Annotated in this window: 23 protein-coding genes; 14 read left to right on the plus strand and 9 right to left on the minus strand. The window is 51.9% G+C overall.

Translation table 11 applies throughout. The features are described from left to right. Positions 1-12: 12 nt before the first annotated feature. From I2D83_RS05000 to I2D83_RS05025, 6 genes are all read left to right on the plus strand, one after another. On the plus strand, positions 13-747 hold the full coding sequence (locus I2D83_RS05000; RefSeq protein WP_205947657.1) for a phosphoadenylyl-sulfate reductase: 735 nt from the start codon (positions 13-15) through the stop codon (positions 745-747). Positions 748-1,056: 309 nt separating this feature from the next. Beyond that, on the plus strand, positions 1,057-2,499 hold the full coding sequence (gene cysG / locus I2D83_RS05005; protein ID WP_180778688.1) for a siroheme synthase CysG: 1,443 nt from the start codon (positions 1,057-1,059) through the stop codon (positions 2,497-2,499). A gap of 9 nt (positions 2,500-2,508) precedes the next feature. Then, positions 2,509-3,417: a sulfate adenylyltransferase subunit CysD gene (cysD, locus tag I2D83_RS05010; protein ID WP_015841507.1), complete on the plus strand. Its 909-nt coding sequence runs from the start codon at positions 2,509-2,511 to the stop codon at positions 3,415-3,417. Positions 3,418-3,491: 74 nt separating this feature from the next. After that, positions 3,492-4,919 carry a sulfate adenylyltransferase subunit CysN gene (gene cysN / locus I2D83_RS05015; protein ID WP_043881981.1) on the plus strand — a complete coding sequence of 476 codons (1,428 nt, stop codon included), beginning with the start codon at positions 3,492-3,494 and terminating at the stop codon, positions 4,917-4,919. Further along, a complete protein-coding gene (gene cysC, locus I2D83_RS05020; protein WP_196219330.1) occupies positions 4,858-5,538 on the plus strand; it encodes an adenylyl-sulfate kinase in 681 nt (226 codons plus the stop codon). The genes cysN and cysC overlap by 62 nt, the downstream gene beginning before the upstream one ends. A 57-nt stretch (positions 5,539-5,595) precedes the next feature. After that, positions 5,596-5,928 carry a DUF3561 family protein gene (locus tag I2D83_RS05025; RefSeq protein ID WP_180778709.1) on the plus strand — a complete coding sequence of 111 codons (333 nt, stop codon included), beginning with the start codon at positions 5,596-5,598 and terminating at the stop codon, positions 5,926-5,928. A gap of 57 nt (positions 5,929-5,985) precedes the next feature. On the opposite strand, the gene I2D83_RS05030 is transcribed toward I2D83_RS05025, so the two are convergent. The 3 genes from I2D83_RS05030 to I2D83_RS05040 form a co-directional block, all read right to left on the minus strand. Further along, positions 5,986-6,708 (minus strand): amino acid ABC transporter ATP-binding protein, encoded by a 723-nt coding sequence (locus tag I2D83_RS05030; RefSeq protein WP_015841503.1) that lies wholly within the window; start codon positions 6,706-6,708, stop codon positions 5,986-5,988. Then, complete coding sequence (locus I2D83_RS05035; RefSeq protein ID WP_015841502.1) at positions 6,695-7,459, minus strand: amino acid ABC transporter permease; 765 nt, start codon at positions 7,457-7,459, stop codon at positions 6,695-6,697. Before I2D83_RS05035 ends, I2D83_RS05030 begins: the two co-directional genes overlap by 14 nt. Before the next feature lie 128 nt (positions 7,460-7,587). Continuing rightward, positions 7,588-8,373 (minus strand): basic amino acid ABC transporter substrate-binding protein, encoded by a 786-nt coding sequence (locus I2D83_RS05040; RefSeq protein WP_015841501.1) that lies wholly within the window; start codon positions 8,371-8,373, stop codon positions 7,588-7,590. A gap of 341 nt (positions 8,374-8,714) precedes the next feature. Here I2D83_RS05040 and ftsB point away from each other — a divergent pair, with 341 nt between their 5' ends. The 7 genes from ftsB to rpoS all read left to right on the plus strand — a co-directional run bounded on the left by ftsB (position 8,715) and on the right by rpoS (position 14,797). Continuing rightward, complete coding sequence (gene ftsB, locus I2D83_RS05045; RefSeq protein WP_181829187.1) at positions 8,715-9,050, plus strand: cell division protein FtsB; 336 nt, start codon at positions 8,715-8,717, stop codon at positions 9,048-9,050. A gap of 3 nt (positions 9,051-9,053) precedes the next feature. Then, complete coding sequence (gene ispD, locus I2D83_RS05050; RefSeq protein ID WP_205947658.1) at positions 9,054-9,767, plus strand: 2-C-methyl-D-erythritol 4-phosphate cytidylyltransferase; 714 nt, start codon at positions 9,054-9,056, stop codon at positions 9,765-9,767. A 51-nt stretch (positions 9,768-9,818) separates the two neighbouring features. Further along, positions 9,819-10,316 carry a 2-C-methyl-D-erythritol 2,4-cyclodiphosphate synthase gene (gene ispF / locus I2D83_RS05055; protein ID WP_015841498.1) on the plus strand — a complete coding sequence of 166 codons (498 nt, stop codon included), beginning with the start codon at positions 9,819-9,821 and terminating at the stop codon, positions 10,314-10,316. A gap of 117 nt (positions 10,317-10,433) precedes the next feature. Continuing rightward, the gene (gene truD, locus I2D83_RS05060; RefSeq protein ID WP_205947659.1) at positions 10,434-11,480 is read left to right on the plus strand and encodes a tRNA pseudouridine(13) synthase TruD; all 1,047 of its coding nucleotides are present in this window, start codon (positions 10,434-10,436) and stop codon (positions 11,478-11,480) included. Positions 11,481-11,621: 141 nt separating this feature from the next. Further along, on the plus strand, positions 11,622-12,248 hold the full coding sequence (locus tag I2D83_RS05065) for a protein-L-isoaspartate(D-aspartate) O-methyltransferase (RefSeq protein WP_015841496.1): 627 nt from the start codon (positions 11,622-11,624) through the stop codon (positions 12,246-12,248). A 480-nt stretch (positions 12,249-12,728) separates the two neighbouring features. After that, positions 12,729-13,751, plus strand: a complete 1,023-nt coding sequence (gene nlpD, locus I2D83_RS05070; protein WP_043881828.1) for a murein hydrolase activator NlpD — start codon at positions 12,729-12,731, stop codon at positions 13,749-13,751. Positions 13,752-13,804: 53 nt separating this feature from the next. Beyond that, positions 13,805-14,797, plus strand: a complete 993-nt coding sequence (rpoS, locus tag I2D83_RS05075) for an RNA polymerase sigma factor RpoS (protein ID WP_205947660.1) — start codon at positions 13,805-13,807, stop codon at positions 14,795-14,797. A 105-nt stretch (positions 14,798-14,902) separates the two neighbouring features. On the opposite strand, the gene proS is transcribed toward rpoS, so the two are convergent. The 6 genes from proS to metN all read right to left on the minus strand — a co-directional run bounded on the left by proS (position 14,903) and on the right by metN (position 20,837). Then, a complete protein-coding gene (gene proS, locus I2D83_RS05080) occupies positions 14,903-16,621 on the minus strand; it encodes a proline--tRNA ligase (RefSeq protein ID WP_181829184.1) in 1,719 nt (572 codons plus the stop codon). 145 nt (positions 16,622-16,766) lie between these two features. Then, positions 16,767-17,483: a tRNA (N6-threonylcarbamoyladenosine(37)-N6)-methyltransferase TrmO gene (tsaA, locus tag I2D83_RS05085; RefSeq protein ID WP_205947661.1), complete on the minus strand. Its 717-nt coding sequence runs from the start codon at positions 17,481-17,483 to the stop codon at positions 16,767-16,769. Further along, the gene (gene rcsF, locus I2D83_RS05090) at positions 17,480-17,890 is read right to left on the minus strand and encodes an Rcs stress response system protein RcsF (protein WP_015841491.1); all 411 of its coding nucleotides are present in this window, start codon (positions 17,888-17,890) and stop codon (positions 17,480-17,482) included. Before rcsF ends, tsaA begins: the two co-directional genes overlap by 4 nt. 390 nt (positions 17,891-18,280) lie before the next feature. Continuing rightward, entirely contained in the window at positions 18,281-19,096 is an 816-nt protein-coding gene (locus I2D83_RS05095) for a MetQ/NlpA family lipoprotein (RefSeq protein ID WP_180778699.1), read from the minus strand. 63 nt (positions 19,097-19,159) lie between these two features. Then, complete coding sequence (locus I2D83_RS05100) at positions 19,160-19,813, minus strand: methionine ABC transporter permease MetI (protein ID WP_015841490.1); 654 nt, start codon at positions 19,811-19,813, stop codon at positions 19,160-19,162. Next, complete coding sequence (gene metN / locus I2D83_RS05105) at positions 19,806-20,837, minus strand: methionine ABC transporter ATP-binding protein MetN (protein ID WP_181829182.1); 1,032 nt, start codon at positions 20,835-20,837, stop codon at positions 19,806-19,808. The genes I2D83_RS05100 and metN overlap by 8 nt, the downstream gene beginning before the upstream one ends. Before the next feature lie 181 nt (positions 20,838-21,018). On the opposite strand from metN, the gene gmhB reads away from it, so the two are divergent. Beyond that, positions 21,019-21,582, plus strand: a complete 564-nt coding sequence (gene gmhB, locus I2D83_RS05110; RefSeq protein WP_015841488.1) for a D-glycero-beta-D-manno-heptose 1,7-bisphosphate 7-phosphatase — start codon at positions 21,019-21,021, stop codon at positions 21,580-21,582. Positions 21,583-21,705: the final 123 nt, after the last annotated feature.

Raw genomic sequence — 21,705 nt, forward strand, 5'->3', positions numbered from 1 at the left:
CAGGAGAGCCTGATGGCCGAATTTAACCTTGAGGCGCTCAACGCGTTACCGAAAGCGGAGCAGGCGGCTGCGTTGGCTGTCGTGAATGGTCAGCTTGAACAGCTGTCTGCACAGGAAAGAGTAAGCTGGGCGCTGGAGAATTTGCCGGGCGATTATGTTTTGTCGTCCAGCTTCGGTATTCAGGCTGCGGTATCGCTGCATCTGGTGACACAACAGCGACCGAATATTCCGGTTATCCTCACGGATACGGGCTATCTGTTCCCTGAAACCTATCAGTTTATTGATGCGCTGACGGATCAGTTGAAACTGAATCTGCAAGTGTATCGCGCCGCTGAATCCGCGGCCTGGCAAGAAGCGCGCTACGGCAAGCTGTGGGAACAGGGCGTGGAAGGCATTGAGCGCTACAACCTGCTGAATAAAGTTGAGCCGATGAATCGGGCGCTGAGCGAGTTAAAGGCAAAAACGTGGTTTGCTGGCCTGCGCCGTGAGCAGTCCGGCAGCCGGGGAGACTTGCCGGTGCTGGCGATTCAGCGTGGCGTCTTCAAATTCCTGCCGATTATCGATTGGGATAACCGGACGGTGTATCAATATCTGAAAGAAAATGGTCTGAGCTACCACCCGCTCTGGGATCAGGGCTATCTGTCTGTTGGCGATACGCACACCACCCGCAAATGGGAACCGGGCATGAGTGAAGAGGAAACCCGTTTCTTCGGCCTGAAACGCGAGTGCGGGCTGCACGAAGGGTAAAGGAGAAAACTGGGTATCGCCTGATACTGGTTACTTAAGCCCGTTATTAGGGGAAACACAGGGGGAGGTTCCCGTAGGGATGCCTCACCCCTGTGGTCGCCCCGTATATCTCAATGCTTCAGCGATAGGCACTAGGGCATTGTCCGGTTTTTTATCACCGTCATTTTTATCGCCGTTATCATCCCAATCTCAGTTGTAAACGTGGTGTTATTCCATTACGGAACTTGTCATTCCAATTCGGCATTTCATAAGTGTTCTGTCCTCACCGTATAGTCGCATTATCTACTTTTTTGCTTAGTTAAGGCGATTGTGAACTATCTCCCTATATTTGCCGATCTTCGTCAGCGCCCGGTACTGGTTGTCGGGGGCGGCGAGGTTGCTACGCGCAAAATCGATCTACTGCAACGCGCGGGTGCGGAGGTAAAAATTGTCGCGCAGGCGCTGGCCGAACCGTTGGCTGTGCAGCATCAGGCCGGGAAGATTGAATGGCTGGCACAGGTTTTTACGCCTGATTTGCTATCTGGCGTATTTCTGGTGATTGCCGCTACGGATGACGCTGAGCTGAACGCGGCCGTATTTGAGGCGGCGAATCAGCGCCATTTGCTGGTGAACGTGGTGGACGATCAGCCGAAGTGCTCGTTTATTTTCCCTTCGATTGTCGATCGCTCTCCGCTGGTGGTGGCGATTTCCTCCGGTGGGCAAGCGCCAGTGCTGGCACGCTTGCTGCGTGAAAAGCTGGAATCATTACTGCCCGCCAGTTTGGGCACGATGGCGGATATCGCCGGAAGCTGGCGCGACAGAATTAAAACCCGACTGCATTCGATGTCGGCACGTCGTCGTTTTTGGGAACGGCTGTTTGTCGGGCGTTTTGCGGCGCTGGTTTCTGCCGGACAACTCGCGCAGGCCGAAGACGAATTGCAACAGCAACTGGTTAATCAGCAAGACGAGCAGCAACTGCCCGCGGCAGCACGCGGTGAAGTGGCGCTGGTTGGCGCAGGCCCCGGCGATGCTGGGTTGCTTACGTTGCGTGGATTACAAGTGATGCAGCAGGCGGACGTGGTGCTGTATGACCATCTGGTCAGTGCCGATGTGTTGGATCTGGTGCGCCGCGATGCTGAACGCATCTGCGTCGGAAAGCGCGCCAGTGAGCATTCGCTCCCGCAGGATGAGATTAATCAGCTACTGGTGACGCTGGCGCAAGAAGGCAAGCGGGTAGTGCGCCTGAAAGGTGGCGATCCCTTCGTTTTTGGCCGCGGCGGCGAAGAGTTGCAGGCGGTAGCGCAGGCTGGCATCACGTTTCAGGTGGTGCCCGGTGTGACGGCCGCTGCGGGCGTCACGGCGTATGCGGGGATTCCGCTGACGCACCGTGATTACGCGCAGAGCGTACTGTTTATTACTGGTCACTGTCGCCCCGATGGCGACGCGCTGGACTGGTCAACGCTGGCGCGCGGGCGTCAGACGCTGGCGATTTATATGGGAACGATGAAGGCCGCTGAAATTTCGCAGCAGCTTATCGCGCATGGCCGTTCAGCGCAGACACCTGTCGCTGTGATCAGCCGCGGCACCCGACACGATCAGCAGGTGCAAATCGGCACGCTGCAAGAGTTAGAACATTTGGCACGGCAAGCGCCGACACCGGCGCTGCTGGTGATTGGCGAGGTGGTGGATTTGCATCACCAGATTGCCTGGTTTGGTCAGACAACGCCGACGGTGCCGCAAGACAGCCGCCCAGCGGTAGTAAACTTGGCTTAAGGAAAGGGTATGGACGAGAAACGACTCACGCATTTACGGCAGCTTGAAGCCGAAAGCATTCACATCATCCGCGAAGTGGCGGCCGAGTTCAGTAACCCGGTGATGATGTACTCCATCGGCAAAGATTCTTCGGTGATGCTGCATTTGGCGCGCAAGGCGTTCTATCCGGGGTCGCTGCCTTTCCCGTTGCTGCACGTCGATACCGGCTGGAAATTTCGTGAAATGTACGAATTCCGCGACCGTACGGCGAAAGCTTACGGCTGTGAACTGCTGGTGCACCGCAACCCACAGGGCGAAGCATTGGGAATTAACCCCTTCGTACACGGTAGCGCCAAGCACACTGACATCATGAAAACCGAAGGGCTGAAGCAGGCGCTGGATAAATACGGTTTTGATGCCGCGTTTGGCGGAGCGCGTCGTGATGAAGAGAAATCGCGAGCTAAAGAACGTATTTACTCCTTCCGCGACCGTTTCCACCGTTGGGATCCGAAGAACCAACGCCCGGAACTGTGGCACAACTACAACGGCCAGATTAACAAAGGCGAGAGTATTCGTGTTTTCCCGCTTTCTAACTGGACCGAGTTGGATATCTGGCAATATATCTATCTGGAAAATATCGATATTGTTCCGCTCTATCTGGCCGCCCCGCGTCCGGTGCTGGAGCGCGATGGCATGCTGCTGATGGTGGATGACGATCGCATCGATCTGCAACCGGGTGAAGTCATTGAACAACGCATGGTGCGCTTCCGCACGCTGGGCTGCTGGCCACTGACGGGCGCGGTGGCATCGGAGGCGCAGACGCTGCCGGAAATCATCGAAGAGATGCTGGTTTCCACCACCAGTGAGCGTCAGGGAAGGGTGATTGACCGCGATCAGGCCGGTTCAATGGAGCTGAAAAAGCGTCAAGGGTATTTCTGAGGAATCGTCGAATGAGCCAAACTTCGTTAAAAGATACAGTTGCGGAAAACGCGGCTGATAAAGATGCCGTCGTCATCAATAATGCCATTGCACAGCAGATTGCCGAGCAAGGCGGTGTGGAAGCCTATTTACATGCGCAGCAGGATAAAACGCTGCTGCGTTTCCTGACCTGCGGTAGCGTCGATGATGGAAAAAGTACGCTGATTGGCCGTTTGCTGCATGATACGCGCCAGATTTATGAAGATCAGCTCAGCACGCTGCACAACGACAGCAAACGTCTGGGGACACAGGGCGAAAAGCTGGATCTGGCACTGCTGGTCGATGGGCTTCAGGCCGAGCGTGAACAGGGCATCACGATTGACGTGGCCTACCGCTATTTTTCGACGGAAAAACGCAAATTTATCATCGCCGATACGCCGGGGCACGAGCAGTACACGCGCAACATGGCGACGGGCGCATCAACCTGCGAGCTGGCGATTCTGCTGATTGATGCTCGTAAAGGCGTCTTGGATCAAACTCGCCGTCACAGCTTTATTGCGACCCTGCTGGGGATTCGCGATCTGGTGGTGGCGGTGAACAAAATGGACTTAGTGGATTATCAGCAAACGGTATTTGAGCAGTTTAAGCAGGATTATCTGGATTTTGCTCAGCAACTGCCTACCGACCTGAATATCACTTTTGTGCCGATTTCCGCATTGGATGGCGACAATGTCGCAACGCCAGGCACGACGATGGACTGGTATACCGGGCCAACGCTGCTGGACGTGCTGGAAACGGTCAATGTGGCACAGCGCACGCTGGAACAGCCGATGCGTTTCCCGGTGCAATACGTCAACCGCCCGAATCTGGATTTTCGCGGTTACGCGGGCACGCTGGCCTCCGGCATTATCCGCGTTGGGCAGCGGGTTAAAGTGCTGCCGTCCGGCGTAGAATCTACCGTCAGCCGTATTGTGACCTTCGACGGTGATTTACCGCAGGCGCAGGCAGGTGAAGCCATTACGCTGGTGCTGGCGGATGAGATTGATATCAGCCGCGGCGATCTGCTGGTCGATAGCGGTGAATCGCTGAAGGCGGTGCAGCATGCGCTGGTGGATGTGGTCTGGATGGCGGAACAGCCGCTGGTGCCGGGACAGAGTTATGACATCAAGATTGGCGGCAAGAAAACGCGCGCTCGGGTCGAGAATATTCAGTATCAGGTTGAGATTAATACGTTGACGCAGCGCGTCGCGGAGAATCTGCCGCTGAATGGCATCGGTTCGGTTGAGCTGATTTTTGATGAACCGCTGGTGTTGGACAACTATCAGCACAACGCGGTAACCGGTGGCATGATCTTTATCGATCGTCTGAGCAACGTCACGGTGGGCGCCGGTCTGGTGCGGGAGCCTATCGAGCAGGTATATCAGGAGCCGGGCGCGTATAGCGCGTTTGAACTGGAACTGAATGCGCTGGTACGTCGTCACTTCCCGCATTGGGGTGCGCGCGATCTGCTGGGAGGCAAATAACGTGTCTTTACGCGATGAACCGACTGACGAGAACGTCGTCTGGCATGCGCACGATGTCACCCGTGAGTCGCGCGAGAAATTGCATGGTCATCAGGGCGTCGTTATCTGGTTTACCGGGCTGTCAGGTTCCGGTAAATCCACGCTGGCAGGGGCGCTAGAGCAGGCGCTGCACCAGCGTGGCGTCAGCACTTACCTGCTGGACGGCGACAACGTCCGGCACGGTTTGTGCCGCGATTTAGGCTTTACCGATGACGATCGGCGCGAGAATATTCGCCGCGTGGGGGAAGTCGCCAAACTGATGGTGGATGCCGGTCTGGTGGTGCTGACCGCGTTTATCTCGCCGCACCGCGCCGAGCGCAAAATGGTGCAGGATTTATTGGGCGAAGGGCAGTTCATCGAAGTCTTCGTCGATACGCCGTTAGCGACCTGTGAAGCGCGCGATCCTAAAGGGTTGTATAAAAAAGCCCGTGCGGGAGAGCTGCGTAATTTTACGGGAATCGACTCGGCGTATGAGGCACCGGAAGCGCCGGATAGCCACCTGGATGGTGAACAATTAGTAACAAATTTGACAGGCCAATTGTTAGATCTGCTTGGCAAGCGAGCTATTATCAAGCTCTGATATCCCCGCTTTTTTCACCGCGCTGTTGGGTGATGCAGGGGAAGAATGGGAAAGATTATGCAAAATGCCACGCAGTTAACGATTAGTAAGACTCGGCCAGCGCAAGAAGAGGATGACGGCGTTTCCTACCTGTTTATGGGGGCGGTGACGGGGTTCTCCTTCTATTGGTTGGCCTTTAGTATCCCTTTTCTGGTATACGGCTCTAATACCACGTTTTTCTTCATGCTCTATACGTGGCCGTTCTTTCTGGCGCTGATGCCGTTTTCGGTGCTGGTGGGGGTCGGGTTTAGCTTTCTGCTGAGAGGCTATCTTTTTTATACGCTTTTTGCGACGGGGCTGACGGTCATCTGCCTGTTTTGGCTGGTATTTTCTTTTCTGACGGGGTGGTGAAAAAAAGCTGCCAGCGTAGGAGATGCTGACAGCTTTGGTTTTACCGTTTGAGAATATTCACAGTACCTTGCTTAGGAAAGCCTGCGTGCGCGGGTTGCTCGGATGAGTAAAAATCGCCTCTGGTGTGCCTTCTTCCTGAATAATCCCCTGATCGATAAAGATCACTCTATCGGCCACTTCTTTTGCGAATGCCATTTCATGGGTCACGATGACCATGGTCATGCCTTCATTAGCCAGCGTTTTCATGACCGCCAGCACTTCGCCAACCAGTTCCGGGTCTAGCGCAGATGTCGGTTCATCAAACAGCATGATCGTCGGTTCCATTGCTAACGCGCGGGCAATTGCGACGCGTTGCTGCTGACCACCGGACAGGCTGTTCGGCCAGGCATCGATTTTATCCAGCAAACCAACCTTGCTGAGCAACGCTTTAGCGCGTTCAACGGCTTGTGCACGGGGTAATTTCTTCACCCCCATCGGCGCCATGATCACATTTTCCAACACCGTCATGTGTGGGAACAGATTGAAACGCTGAAACACCATACCGACGCTTTCACGCATCCGATTGATATCGGTTTTCTGATCGTGAATAGCAAAGCCGTTGACCGTAATCTCGCCGCCTGACAGGGTCTCCAGCGCATTGATACAGCGCAGAAAAGTACTTTTTCCTGAGCCGGATGGACCGATCAGGCAGAGCACTTCCTGAGGCGCGATGTCACAGGAAATACCACGCAGGACATGGGTATCGCCAAACTGTTTTTGCAGGTTATTAACGTGAATCACTTTTGCCAAACCTCGTTTCCATGTGCCGCACCAGCAGCGAGAGCAGGAAAGTAATAACCCAATAGACGATAGAGATCGCCAGATAGGGTTCCCAGTACGTGGCGTAAGCCCCTGATACCGTGCGAGCGGCATAGGCGAGATCCGCCAATCCGATCGCCGAAGCCAGCGAGGAATCTTTCACAATCGCGATGGCGTTGTTACCCAGCGGCGGCAACATACGGCGAAAAGCCTGTGGCAGGATGACTTTCCGCATGGTGCGGCCATAGCTCATGCCGAGCGAGCGAGATGCTTCCATCTGGCCGCGATCGATTGACTGAATACCGGCGCGGAATATCTCAGAGACATAGGCGCCCGCATTCAGCGTAATGGCCACAATGCAGGAGAGGAACGCACCGTAATCTGCGCGTAGCGTGCGGGCAACATCGACCGACATAATATTGCTGGTTACCAGTAATCCATCACGTGGGTTGATGAATAGCGGCACCAGCGCGAAGTGCACCACCATGATTTGTACAAACAGCGGCGTACCGCGAAAGGCGCTAATGTAGATACGCACCGGCCACTGAACGCCATAGTGCAGGATATATTTCCACGGCCCGTGCGGTGCTTGCGCTAAGCGGCCTAACCCGAGCGTTAATCCCCAACAGGTGCCAAGAATGACACAGATAATGGTGCATTTGATGGTCATCCAGGTGCCTTCCATAAATAGCGGGGCATACTCCTGAATGATCTCCCAACGAAATCCCGTCAAGATCGTTTCCTTTTTTGAATAGGCTAACGTAATGATTCTTTTAAATTAAACCGGACAGGCTGGCTGTCCGGTTGGTGCGACGTCTCGCGTGAGGCAATGGAGACCAGAAGCGCGGTGTATTGCAGGCGTTATTCTGCGGGTAAGGTCGGAACGTTGTTATCAAACCAGGTCTGATAGATTTTGGCGTAGGTGCCATCGGCAACGATTTTTTTCAGCCCAGCGTTAATCTTCTCACGCAGTTGATCGTTGCCTTTCGCTACGGCGATCCCAAAATACTGGCGTTCGAATTTGGCATCGGAAACCAGATTGAACTGTTTTTCAGGGTGAGTCTTAATGTAAAACTTCACCACACCCACATCGCCAACCGCGGCGCCCACGCCATCTTCATACAGCTCTTGTAACATTAATGGGGTGTTATCGAAGCGCTTAATCGATGTACTGTTTTTCCCTAATACGTCAGAGACCACGACATCGGCGGTACTGGAGTTCACAACACCGACTTTGTGATCTTTCAATGCGGCAATCGAGTCGATCGTAGAACCTTTAGGCACCACAATAGACTGCTCGGCGGGGAAATAAGGCGCGGAGAAATCGACCATTTGCTTACGCTTGTCGGTAATCGTGATGCCGGAGATGATAATGTCGCGATCGCCGGAGTTAAGGGTTGCGAAGATACCTTCCCACGGCGTATTGACCAGCTTGATATTGAAATTCTCCGCCTTGGCGATCGCTTTAATAATATCAATATCAAAGCCTTCCAGCTCTTTCTGCGCGTTTTCAAACTCAAAGGGACGATAGGTTCCGCCAGAGCCGACCACGTAAGTGGGCTCTGCAGCGAAGGCGCTGGTTGGGAGTACGGTTGTGGATAATGCGGTGGCGCAGAGCGCACCAACGAATAATAGTTTTTTGAACATGGGTTTCTCCTGGTTTAAACGTAAAATTTTCTTTTTTTATGCACTTTGTATGCATAAAAATACACAGATAGCATTAATGGTTCAACTGACGTTTTCCTGTAGCCGGTTTTATCCCGGTATTTCCTATGGGGTTGTGCCTTCTCGTTACGGGGAGACGGCAGAAAGCGCGAAGATAATGAATAGATGGCGAGAATGTGATTTGGTGGCTGATTTGGTACGAATTCCTGCCCGAAATATCCTCATTTAGGCACGCGGCACGGTGAATCTTGCCTTCCACTGCCCGACACAGTGGAGTCGAAACAAAAGTTATGGGATGATTAGGCGGTTTTTCAGGGGGCGGGATGGGAAAGCTTACGCTGTTATTATTGATATTGCTTGGCTGGCTTCAGTACTCACTGTGGCTGGGCAAGAATGGCATTCATGATTATGTTCGGGTGAAAGATGATGTTGTTGTCCAACAGGGAAACAACGCCAAATTAAAAGACCGTAACGAACAACTGTTTGCCGAAATTGACGATCTCAATGGCGGGCAGGAAGCGATTGAAGAACGCGCACGCAATGAGCTGGGTATGATCAAACCCGGTGAAAGCTTCTATCGTCTGGTTCCGGAATCGAACCACCGTAACGTGAATACGGCTCCATCTACTAATACTCCATCCAACAATACACAACGTTGACGCATGCAGACTCCCAGCCTTTCCCCGCCTGATATTGTTGCCGTTTTGCCCGCCGCGGGTAACGGCAGCAGAATGCAAAACGATCGTCCTAAGCAGTATCTGACGATTGGTAATGATGCAACCGGCCATAAAACCATTCTTGAACATACTATCGACGCGCTTTTACGCCATTCACGCGTGCAGCGTGTCGTCGTCGTTATCAGTCCCGATGACGCATTTTTTCATACTCTGGCGATCGCCAGCGATCCCCGTATTTGCACCGTAACGGGCGGGCAGCAGCGTGCCGATTCCGTACTGGCAGGGCTGTCCGCCGTTGCCGACGGCGCGTGGGCGCTGGTGCATGACGCGGCGCGTCCGTGTTTGCATCAGGACGATCTGACGCGCCTGCTGGCGATTGTTGAGCAGAGTGACGTTGGTGGAATTTTGGCCGCCCCGGTTCGTGATACCATGAAGCGCAGTACGGATGGGTTTATCGATCGCACGGTAGAACGTAACGATTTGTGGCATGCGCTGACGCCGCAGCTTTTTCCCGCGGCACTGTTGAAACAGTGCCTGCAACGGGCACTTCAGGATGGCGTGGCCGTCACAGATGAAGCCTCCGCGCTGGAATATTGTGGCTATCGCCCGCAAATTATCAGCGGGCGTTCGGATAATATCAAAGTCACGCGCCCAGAGGATTTGGCATTAGCTGAATTCTATTTAACCAGTTTGCAGTAACCTCATTTTATTCGTTAAATTTATTTGCTAAATACATAAGGAGAACGCGCGATGCGTATCGGTCACGGTTTTGATGTCCATAAGTTCGGTGGAGAAGGTCCGTTGGTGATCGGTGGCGTGCGAATTCCTTATACTCAGGGCCTGCTGGCGCATTCCGATGGGGATGTCGTGCTGCATGCGGTGACAGATGCCCTGTTGGGCGCCGCCGCGCTGGGTGATATTGGCAAGCTGTTCCCTGATACCGATCCGGCTTTTAAAGGGGCGGACAGCCGTGGTCTGCTGCGTGAAGCCTGGCGCCGTATCAATGAAAAAGGCTATCAGTTGGGCAATCTGGACGTCACGATTATTGCGCAGGCACCGAAAATGGCGCCGCATATTCCGCAAATGCGTGTGAATCTGGCTGAAGATCTGCTGTGCCATATGGATGACGTCAATGTGAAAGCCACCACGACAGAACAGCTGGGCTTTACCGGTCGTGGTGAAGGCATTGCCTGTGAAGCCGTTGCCTTGCTGGTGAAAAAAGGAACTGGCGAAATTGTCGCGTGGTAAGCGGTTGTTTTGCAATCAATGTCTTATCAACAAGACCTTATCAATCATAGAAAACTAACAGTATAAGAAACCATGTCATGGCGGTGCATCACCCGGTCATGGTCTTGTAGGATAACGATGGAAAATAGCGAACAACTCGTCTGGCTGCATGGCGAACCACAGGCTACCGGCTCATTGAAGTCCGCTGCGGAAGATTTTGTCGTCGTCGAAGATCTGGGGTTCCAGCCAGACGGTGATGGTGAACAGGTATTAGTGCGCGTACGTAAGCGCGGCTGCAATACGCAATTTGTGGCTGAAATGCTGGCGAAATTCGCTCGCCTGCCGCTACGAGCCGTAAGCTATGCAGGCCTGAAAGATCGTCATGCTGTCACCGAACAGTGGTTTTGTCTGCATATGCCGGGCAAGGACACGCCGGATTTCTCTGCGCTGGCGCTTGAAGGCTGTGATGTTCTTGAAGTGACCCGCCATCGTCGCAAGTTGCGCATTGGTACGCTGCGAGGTAACCATTTTACTCTGGTGCTACGTCAGGTCAGCGATCGACGCGAGGTTGATGCTCGTTTGCTACTGATTGCCGCGAACGGCGTCCCTAATTATTTCGGTTGCCAGCGTTTCGGGCGCAACGGAAATAATCTTGAGCAGGCGCGTCTTTGGGCGAATAACGAGATTCGGGTAAAAGAACGTAATAAACGTAGTTTTTATCTTTCCGCCAGCCGCAGTGCGATGTTTAATCAGGTTGTTAGCGCAAGACTAGCGGGAGAGCAGGCGAAAACCGTTTTATGTGGCGACGCATTGCAGCTAACAGGGCGCGGCAGTTGGTTTGTGGCTAAACCTGACGAACTGGAAACCTTACAGGCGCGCCTTGATGCCGGCGAGCTCCAGATTACTGCGCCGTTGCCCGGTGACGGTGAGCTGGGTACGCAGGATGATGCACGAGCATTTGAAGAGCTGGCTTTAGCGGGACAAGAAACGCTGTGGTCTTTGGTCAAGCGCGAGCGGGTTGAATCGGCGCGGCGCGCGGTACTGTTGTATCCGCAACAGATGTGCTGGGAATGGCAGGATGACACGGCCGTGGAAGTGAAATTTTGGCTACCTGCGGGTAGTTTTGCGACCAGCGTGGTACGTGAATTGTTGCAGTCATTCCAGGATGCTGATATCGGTGTCTGATGTGTTGCGACGCATTTTTTGCAGAAAATAGTTGAAGAGAATACATACCAGTAACCGTGCGGTAGCGGCGGCTGGCTGGCCCTTATGCGGGAACATTGCTGTATTGGTGACGAGGTTAACCAGAGCTGAGGTCGGCGGGGAATGGTAAACAAGCGTATAGAAACGTTGCTGGCACAGTTGCGCCAGCAAGGCATTCAGGACGAACGTCTGCTGAAGGCGATAGAAGCCGTACCCAGAGAACGTTTTGTTGATGAAGCTTTTGAACATAAAGCGTATGAAAACACCGCTCTGCCTATTGGTTCCGGCCAGACTATCTCGCAGCCCTATATGGTCGCGAAGATGACGGAGCTGCTCAGCCTGACGCCCGTATCCCGCGTGCTGGAAATTGGCACGGGATCAGGTTATCAAACGGCGATTTTAGCGCATTTGGTTCAACACGTTTGCTCGGTCGAGCGCATTAAGGGGCTGCAATGGCAGGCCAAGCGCCGCTTAAAGCAGCTTGATTTACATAATGTTTCTACCCGCCATGGCGATGGATGGCAAGGCTGGGCGTCGCGCGGGCCGTTTGACGCTATTATTGTTACCGCGGCACCGCCGGAAATTCCTCGGGCACTGCTGGAACAGCTCGATGAAGGTGGCGTAATGGTGCTGCCCGTCGGGGAACAGTCGCAAATACTGCAAGTTGTACAGCGCCATGCTGGCGAATTTATTATTCAAACGGTTGAAGCTGTTCGGTTTGTTCCTCTGGTCAAAGGGGAGTTAGCCTGATACCGTGGCGTTGGCATGCATTTGTTGTTAAGTCTTTAAAATTTCAACACAACTGTTTTATAGTGCGAACTTGTTGATATTGTTAGCCTCTAATCATCGTGGTGCCTTTCCCGTTTTGCTTATGCGCCAGCGATGGTGAAGTAGCGATCTTTCTCGTTCCAGCTAACGAATACATTACCGGATATCGTTTACGCTACAATCACTTATGCCATTAGTAGTTGGGCTACAGCCAGTAAAACGGCAGCAGATGCGAGGCAAACATGTCCGAATTGGATTCTGAGTATTACTGTTTTTTGAATGTTATATAGCCTAAATAGTTCGAGTTGCAGGCAGGCGGTAATCGCACGAATCCCAGGAGCTTACATCAGTAAGTGACTGGGGAGTAAGAGAGGCCAGCGCACATGCAGCTTGAAATACGACGGATATAGTTACTTTTTTGAACGCTATAGTTATAGGGGAGTAAGGCGCATGGGAAGCCGAATGATGAATTTGCGTCACATTGCTGCTTGTACGGTGATTGTCTTAGGATTGGCTGGATGTACCAACAATAATTCCAAATCCGCACCGATCAGCAGCGTTGACGGAAATACGGGCAGCCGAGGGGGAATGTTATCTGCGCCACCATCACGTATTTCAACGACGAGTGAAAGTGTTGCAACAACGTCCGATGGCCGGATTGTTTATAACCGCAGCTACGGTAATATTCCGAAAGGCAGCTACAGCGGCGGCAATTCCTACACCGTTAAACGTGGCGATACCCTGTTTTATATCGCCTGGATTACCGGCAATGATTACCGAGATCTAGCGCAGCGCAACAATATTCCTGAGCCATACAGCCTGAATGTGGGGCAATCGCTGAATTTAGGCAACGGCTCCGGCAACAACGCTTCCGGTGGCGGCCTGACGAGCGGTGGTGGCATGTTGGCAACAACCGATGCCACCCGAGGTGGCGTACCAACGCCGCCATCAAGTACTCAAATACAAACTACATCGGTTGATTCTCAGTCAACTAATGCGTATTCTGGTAACCAGGGTAAACAGAATGTAGGTAAGATGTTACCTACGGCAGGGGCAACAACAACCGCTCCTGTTTCCGCACCAGCGGCTGTTGCCAGCAGCAATACGGCTGCTGTCGGCAGTTGGCGTTGGCCTACCGATGGGAAAGTCATAGATAGTTTCTCTGCTTCTGAAGGGGGAAATAAAGGGATTGATATCGCCGGCTCACGTGGGCAACCGATCACCGCAACCGCCAGTGGGCGAGTGGTGTACGCGGGCAATGCGCTACGTGGTTACGGAAATCTGATAATCATCAAACATAATGATGACTACCTCAGTGCCTATGCCCATAACGATACGATGCTAGTCCGTGAGCAACAAGATGTCACGGCAGGACAAAAAATCGCTACGATGGGCAGTACGGGCACCAGCTCAGTTCGCTTGCACTTTGAAATTCGTTACAAGGGGAAATCCGTAAACCCGCTGCGTTTTCTGCCGCAGCGATAAATCGGGCAGAATATTTCGGTATTCTGCCAAGGGATCACGGGTAGGAGCCACTTATGAGCCAAAGTACGCTGAAAGTTAACGAGTTACATGAAGATACCGATTTCGACGAAAATGGACTTGACGTTTTTGACGATAAAGCGCTGGTAGAGGAAGATACCAATGATAATGATTCGGCGGAAGACGAGCTGTTATCACAAGGGGTCCCACAGCGTGTCCTGGACGCAACACAGCTTTATTTAGGAGAAATCGGCTATTCGCCGCTTTTGACCGCAGAAGAAGAAGTTTATTTTGCCCGGCGTGCGCTGCGTGGTGATGTCCCATCGCGCCGCCGGATGATCGAGAGTAACCTGCGGTTGGTGGTGAAAATTGCCCGCCGTTACAACAATCGTGGTCTGGCCTTGCTGGATCTGATTGAAGAGGGGAACCTCGGCCTGATCCGTGCGGTTGAAAAATTCGATCCAGAAAGAGGATTCCGTTTTTCAACCTACGCAACCTGGTGGATTCGACAGACGATAGAACGGGCGATCATGAATCAAACCCGTACCATCCGCTTGCCGATTCACATCGTCAAAGAACTCAACGTTTATCTGCGCACCGCGCGCGAACTGTCTCATAAACTGGATCACGAGCCGAGTGCGGAAGAAATTGCCGAACAGCTTGATAAGCCTGTTGATGACGTCAACCGTATGCTGCGCCTGAATGAACGTATAACTTCTGTCGATACTCCGCTGGGCGGTGATTCGGAAAAAGCGCTGCTGGATATTCTGGCAGACGAAAAAGACAACGGACCTGAAGACACCACTCAGGATAACGATATGAAACAGAATATCGTTAAATGGTTGTTTGAGCTTAATGCCAAACAGCGTGAGGTGCTGGCGCGTCGTTTCGGCCTGTTAGGGTATGAAGCGGCTACGCTGGAAGATGTCGGTCGTGAAATTGGCTTAACACGCGAACGTGTTCGTCAGATTCAGGTTGAAGGCTTGCGCCGCCTGCGGGAGATTTTGCAGGTTCAGGGGCTGAGCATTGAAGAACTGTTTCGTGAATAATTCGTGATAGGTTACTGAAGTCTTAAAATAAAAAATGGTGGGGAAACCCACCATTTTTTTATGCCTGTAATTCGCCCTTCATAGGAAAGGGCGGTTCGGCAGCGATTAGCGAACGATATTTGCCAGCAGGAAATCGACGATTTCGTTGGTTTTAATCATCTGCTTTTCACCAATCCGGCGATGCTTATATTCAATCTCTTCGCTATCCAGATTACGATCGCCAATGACGATGGTGTGCGGTACACCAATCAACTCCATATCGGCGAACATTACACCCGGACGCTCTTTGCGGTCATCAAGCAGAACTTCAATGCCTTTAGCGCGCAACTGCTGATAGATATCCTCAGCGACTTCCTTCACACGGAAAGACTTGTGCATGTTCATTGGCAGAATAGCAACGTGGAAAGGTGCAATCGCATCTGGCCAGATGATGCCGCGTTCGTCATGATTCTGCTCAATCGCTGCTGCAACAACACGCGTTACACCGATACCGTAGCAGCCCATCGTCAGCGTCTGGTTACGGCCATCTTCACCTTGAACCGTCGCTTTCAACGCTTCAGAATATTTGCTGCCCAGTTGGAAGATATGGCCCACTTCGATACCGCGTTTAATTTGCAGCGTGCCTTTACCGTCTGGACTGATGTCACCTTCAACCACGTTACGGATATCCGCAACCTGCGGCAGCGCAACGTCACGCTCCCAGTTGATGCCAAAATAGTGTTTGCCATCAATGTTTGCGCCAGCGCTGAAATCGCTCATGGCCGCAACGGTGCGATCGACAACGACTGGAATCGACAGCTTGACCGGGCCAAGTGAACCTGGGCCAGCGCCGATGGTGGCACGAATTTCTTCTTCGGTTGCAAACGTCAGTGGGCTGGCTACCTGAGCAATTTTTTCCGCTTTAATTTCGTTCAGTTCGTGATCGCCACGAACCAGCAGCGCAACCAGCTTATGACCGCTTTCTTCCGTGGCTTTAACCAGCAGCGTTTTCACAGTTTTTTCTACTGGTAACTTAAATTGCTCAACCAGCTCGGCGATGGTTTTTGCGTTCGGCGTATCAACCAGACGCAGCTCTTCTTTCGCTTCTGCTCGGCCTAGCTTTGGCGCAACGGCTTCTGCCAGTTCAATGTTTGCCGCGTAGTCGGATTCCGTTGAGAAAACGATATCGTCTTCACCGCTGGCAGCCAGTACCTGGAACTCATGGGATGCGTTACCGCCGATAGAACCGGTATCTGCCTGAACGGCTCTGAAATCCAGGTCCATACGGCTGAAAATCTGGCTGTAGGCTGCGTACATGGCATCGTAGGTGACCTGCAACGATTCCTGAGAGGTATGGAAAGAGTAGGCATCTTTCATCAGGAATTCACGTGAGCGCATCACGCCAAAACGCGGGCGGACTTCATCGCGGAATTTGGTTTGAATCTGGAAGAAATTCAGCGGCAACTGCTTGTAGGAGCTGATTTCATTACGAATCAGATCGGTAATGACTTCTTCATGCGTTGGGCCGAGTACGAAAGGGCGCTCGCCACGATCGACAAAGCGCAGTAGCTCTGGGCCATATTGCTCCCAACGTCCACTTTCTACCCATAAATCGGCAGGCTGAACAACGGGCATGGAAACTTCAATAGCGCCAGCGTTGTTCATCTCTTCGCGCACGATGTTTTCAACTTTTCTCAAAACACGTAAACCGGTCGGCAACCAAGTGTAAAGGCCAGAGGCCAGTTTACGAATCATTCCTGCCCGGAGCATCAACTGATGGCTGATGACTTCTGCATCGGCTGGCGTCTCCTTGAGAGTGGAGAGCATGTATTGGCTAGTACGCATGGGGTGTTAGTTCCGTTAGAACGACAAATAGCATAGGGCTGCCGCGCAGCCGAAGGCACATAAAAAGTGGTTTAGTTTACCAGCGCGGGCGGCGCGTCAAAAGAGAGCAGGAACAATTTTAGAATATATTGCTGTGGTTAGCGTATTAACACGCGTTTGACGGGTCGAGGCTTAACACTTCGGTTTGTTCTTCGCAGACGCGCCAGCGCACATTGAATTCCAGCAGCAAAACGGCGTATTCACGCGTAGTGCTTTCTCCTTTGCGATAGGCCGGGCGTGGATCTTGCGCCAATACCTGTGTGATAAAGCGCTTTAGCTGGGGATATTTCTTTTGATGCTGGGCTATCTGGTTTTCCGCAAGGGGAGAAAAAAATACCGGCATTGCGGCATCGGGCGCCATTTGGGCAAAGCCTGCTCGTGCCTGAGGATGGCTCTCTGCAAAAGGCAGGTAAGGTTTGATATCGACAACCGGTGTACCATCGACCAGATCAAGGCTACCTAATTCGAGCGTAATGGCATCGCCTTTTACTCGAATCCCTTTTAATTCAACCAGCGACATGCCAACAGGGTTGGGGCGGAAAGTAGAACGCGTAGCGAAAACCCCCGTACGTGTATTTCCGCCCAGACGCGGTGGCCGAACAGTCGGACGCCAGCCACCTTCCATCGTTTGATGAAAAATGAACAATACCCAGATATGGCTGAACGCCTCCAGCCCTCGAACACACTCCGCCTGATTGTACGGCGGGAGTAACTGAAGTTCTCCGCCTCCATCTTCAATCAGACCCGGCTGCCGCGGAATGGCAAATTTTTCTTTATACGGTGAGCGGATAATCCCGATCTGATTGAAAACAAATTGACTCATTGTGCAGAGACTTTCAGCGCCGTGCCCTGGCAAACGACTTGACTGTAGCAACCTGCTACACCACTGACGGTTTGGCATTCATGCAGTAAAACCGCATTGGCTTTCATGGCAGTGGCGCGGTTTTGCATTCTTTTACGTGCATTCGCCGCGTTAGGCGGGGAATCCTGAGCGCTAACCTGACATGAGGAGCCGGAAACTTCGCCCATATCACGGAAAGGCTTACCGACTAATTCTTCTGCGCTTTTATACAATACCGCAGGCGTCGGGCGAACCGCTGGTTTGGGTTTAGGCGCCGGTTCTGCGGTTTTGGTTTCAATAACGGGTTGAGGAGCCGGTGCCGGTGGCTTCTGAAATAAAGAACAGCCTGTCAGCGACATTGCCAACAATATAAAGGGAACAGCACGCATTAAGGATTCCTCTGCTTTTTCTCAAAGAGCGAGTATTGAAGCAAGCTATTGCACAAATAACAAGACGGGCCGTAGCCCGTCTTACAGATATCTTTTAATTAAACGCGTATACACGTCATACTTCAAGTTGCATGTGCGTTGGCTGCGTTACTCGGCCCACTTACGTGGACCTCGCCCCGTTGGGGCCGCTGCAAGCAGCGTTCAAACCTGCCTCTGGCAGATTTGTCACTCACCCGAATCACTTACTTGAGTAAGCTCATCGGGATTCCTTCGCTTGCCGCGTTATTCGGCCTTATGGCCTCTCCCCTCCGGGGTCAGCGCAAGCGCTGTTCAAAAACGCCTTGCCGTTTTTGTCCTGAAACTTGAATTATTTAGCGTATAATTGCCGGATTACCAGCCTTTCACTGCGCCGCCATTAAAGATTTTATTTGCTGCATCGTTTACTTCATCAGACTGGTAGGCCTGAACGAATTTCTTCACGTTTTCAGCGTCTTTGTTGTCTTCGCGTGAAACCAGCAGGTTCACATACGGAGAGTCCTTCTCTTCAACAAACAGGCCATCTTTCGTTGGCGTCAGGTTAATCTGGCTAGCGTAAGTGGTATTAATGACAGCCAGTGCGATTTGCGCGTCATCTAAAGAGCGTGGCAGCTGTGGTGCTTCCAGTTCAACCAGTTTGATATTTTTCGGATTTTCAGTCACATCCAGTACGGTTGGCAGCAGACCAACGTTGTCTTTCAGTTTAATCAAACCGACTTTTTGCAGCAGCAGCAGAGAACGACCCAGGTTGGTCGGGTCGTTTGGCAGCGCAACTTGAGCGCCATCTTGCAGCTCATTCAGTGATTTAATTTTTTTGGAGTAACCTGCAATCGGGTAGACAAAGCTATTGCCGACAGAAACCAGTTTATAACCACGATCTTTGATCTGCTGATCCAGATAAGGCTTGTGCTGGAAGGCATTCAGATCGATGTCACCCTTGCTCAGGGCTTCATTTGGCAACACGTAGTCGTTAAATGTGACTAACTCAACGTCCAGACCGTATTTGTCTTTTGCCACTTTCTGCGCGACTTCCGCAACCTGCTGTTCTGCGCCAACAATAACGCCGACTTTAATGTGATTAGGATTCTTTTCTTCCTGACCACATCCAGCTAACGCCAGAGCACCAATAAGTGCGCTAATGGTCGCAATAGATTTCAGTTTAATCGCCATATCCTTACCCCTAATTAACTATTTTCTTGGCAGATGCCTTCAGGCACATGCGTATTGTGGTGATTACTTGTGTGTGACAGCTTTTACTGCCCTGTCGCCGCAGAATTGAATCAGGTAAACCAAAACAACCAGTAATATTAATACCGTATTCATGACCGTCGCGTTATAACCAATATAGCCATACTGATAACCAATTTGACCTAAGCCGCCTGCACCCACGGCTCCACCCATAGCAGAATAGCCTACGAGCGTGATTAGCGTGATGGTTGCAGCATTAATAAGGCCCGGTAATGCTTCTGGCAGTAGTATCTTTCTGATGATTTGCATTGGCGTTGCGCCCATCGCCCGTGCGGCTTCAATCAGGCCGGTCGGAATTTCAAGCAGCGCGTTTTCCACCATGCGGGCAATAAACGGTGCGGCACCGACGGTGAGAGGAACGATCGCCGCTTGCAGGCCGATGGAGGTTCCAACAATCACGCGAGTAAAAGGAATCATCCATACCAGTAAAATAATGAACGGAATCGAGCGGAAAATGTTTACCAGTGCAGAAACGGTCCGGTAGAGCTTTGGATTAGCGATAATCTGCCCTGGGCGCGTGGTATACAATAAGACTCCCACAGGTAAGCCAAGCACAAAGCCAAAGAAACCAGAAACGAACGTCATCGCGACGGTTTCCCATACTCCCTTAGCCATTAACCACATCATTGCTTCAGACATAACCCAGAACCTCAATTGTTACGTGACTTTCCTGCAGGAATTGGATTGCGGCTTTTATATCCGCATCGTTGCCGTGCATTTCTGCCAGCATGATGCCGAATTTGACGCCACCCGCATAATCCATCTGGGCGCTAATAATGTTGTTGTTGATGTTAAAGCGTCGAGCAACCTCGGAGAGCAGCGGAGCATCTACCGATTTGCCGGTAAATTCCATCCGTAATAACGGCGTGGAATCCGGGCGAGAGTCAGGGGAGAGACGAGCGAGGTAATCGTCAGGGATGTCCAGGTGTAGCGTTGACTGAATGAATTTCTGTGCCAGCGGCGTTTTCGGATGTGAAAAGACTTCGCTAACCGTGTCTTGCTCGATGAGGCGTCCATCGCTGATCACCGCAACCTGATCGCAAATGCGTTTCACCACGTCCATTTCATGTGTAATAAGAAGAATGGTCAAGCCGAGGCGGCGATTGATATCTTTCAGTAACTCAAGGATCGACCGGGTAGTTGCTGGATCCAACGCGCTGGTTGCTTCGTCACACAGCAGAACTTTGGGATTGCTGGCCAACGCCCGGGCGATAGCGACACGTTGCTTTTGTCCGCCAGATAAATTGGCTGGATACACATCATGTTTATCCGCTAGCCCAACCAAATCCAACAACTCATTGACCCGTTTGGTAATGTCAGCTTTTGGCGTGTTATCTAATTCCAGTGGTAGCGCAATATTGCCAAAAACGGTACGTGAAGCGAGCAGGTTGAAATGTTGGAAAATCATGCCGATTTGACGGCGTGCGCGCGTCAACTGGCCATCCGACAGTTGGGTCAGCTCTTGCCCATCTACCAGTACTTTCCCTTCTGTCGGGCGTTCCAATAAATTGACGCAGCGAATGAGTGTACTTTTACCTGCGCCTGATGCGCCGATAACACCATAGATTTGCCCGGTAGGAACATGAAGGCTGACATCAGCCAGTGCGGTAATGGTCCGCCCATTTTGCTGAAAAACCTTAGTAATATTAGAAAGTTCAATCATATATTTTTTATCGTGAGTGCCTATGGCTGGATAAATCCGTTTCTGTATTAACAGAAGATGAAATGGATGTTAGGGCGTCTAGACGTCTAAGTCAATCGGGATTGTCACGGCTCTGCATTCTCCCTATGGGTGAAAACATGCGATACTACCGCGCAATTTAGGCCATTCAGGAGCAAAGTCAGTGGCACAGAGCGTTCCAGCAATTTTTCTTGATCGTGACGGCACGATCAATGTCGATCACGGTTATGTTCATGACATTGACCATTTTCAATTTATTGATGGCGTCATCGATGCCATGCGTGAGTTGAAAAATATGGGTTTCGCGCTGGTTGTGGTGACTAATCAGTCCGGTATCGCCCGCGGTAAGTTTACAGAAGATCAGTTTATGCAACTGACGGAGTGGATGGACTGGTCGTTGGCTGACCGTGGTGTTGATCTGGATGGCATCTATTTTTGTCCGCATCACCCTGAAGCAGGGGAAGATGAATATCGCCAGACTTGTGATTGCCGAAAGCCTGAGCCAGGCATGTTGCTTTCTGCACAGCGCGATCTGCACATTGATATGGCCGCGTCTTATATGGTGGGTGACAAATTAGAGGATATGCAGGCTGCAATTGGCGCAGGGGTAGGAACCAAACTGTTGGTGCGCACGGGTAAACCTGTTACCGAACAAGGCGAAACGCTGGCTGATAGTGTCTTAGAAAGCCTCGCAGACCTGCCAAAATGGATAAAAACGCGCACTTAATCAGCGGAACGAATGAAAGATGCGCAAACAGAAAAAAGTTTACTAGATTTGCTTGCGCTTCTGAATCGGCTGCCTATAATGCGCCTCCATCGACACGGCGCTGTGATTCACAACCGGGTCGGT

Source organism: Pectobacterium aroidearum, from assembly GCF_015689195.1.
Taxonomy (GTDB): Bacteria; Pseudomonadota; Gammaproteobacteria; order Enterobacterales; family Enterobacteriaceae; genus Pectobacterium; species Pectobacterium aroidearum.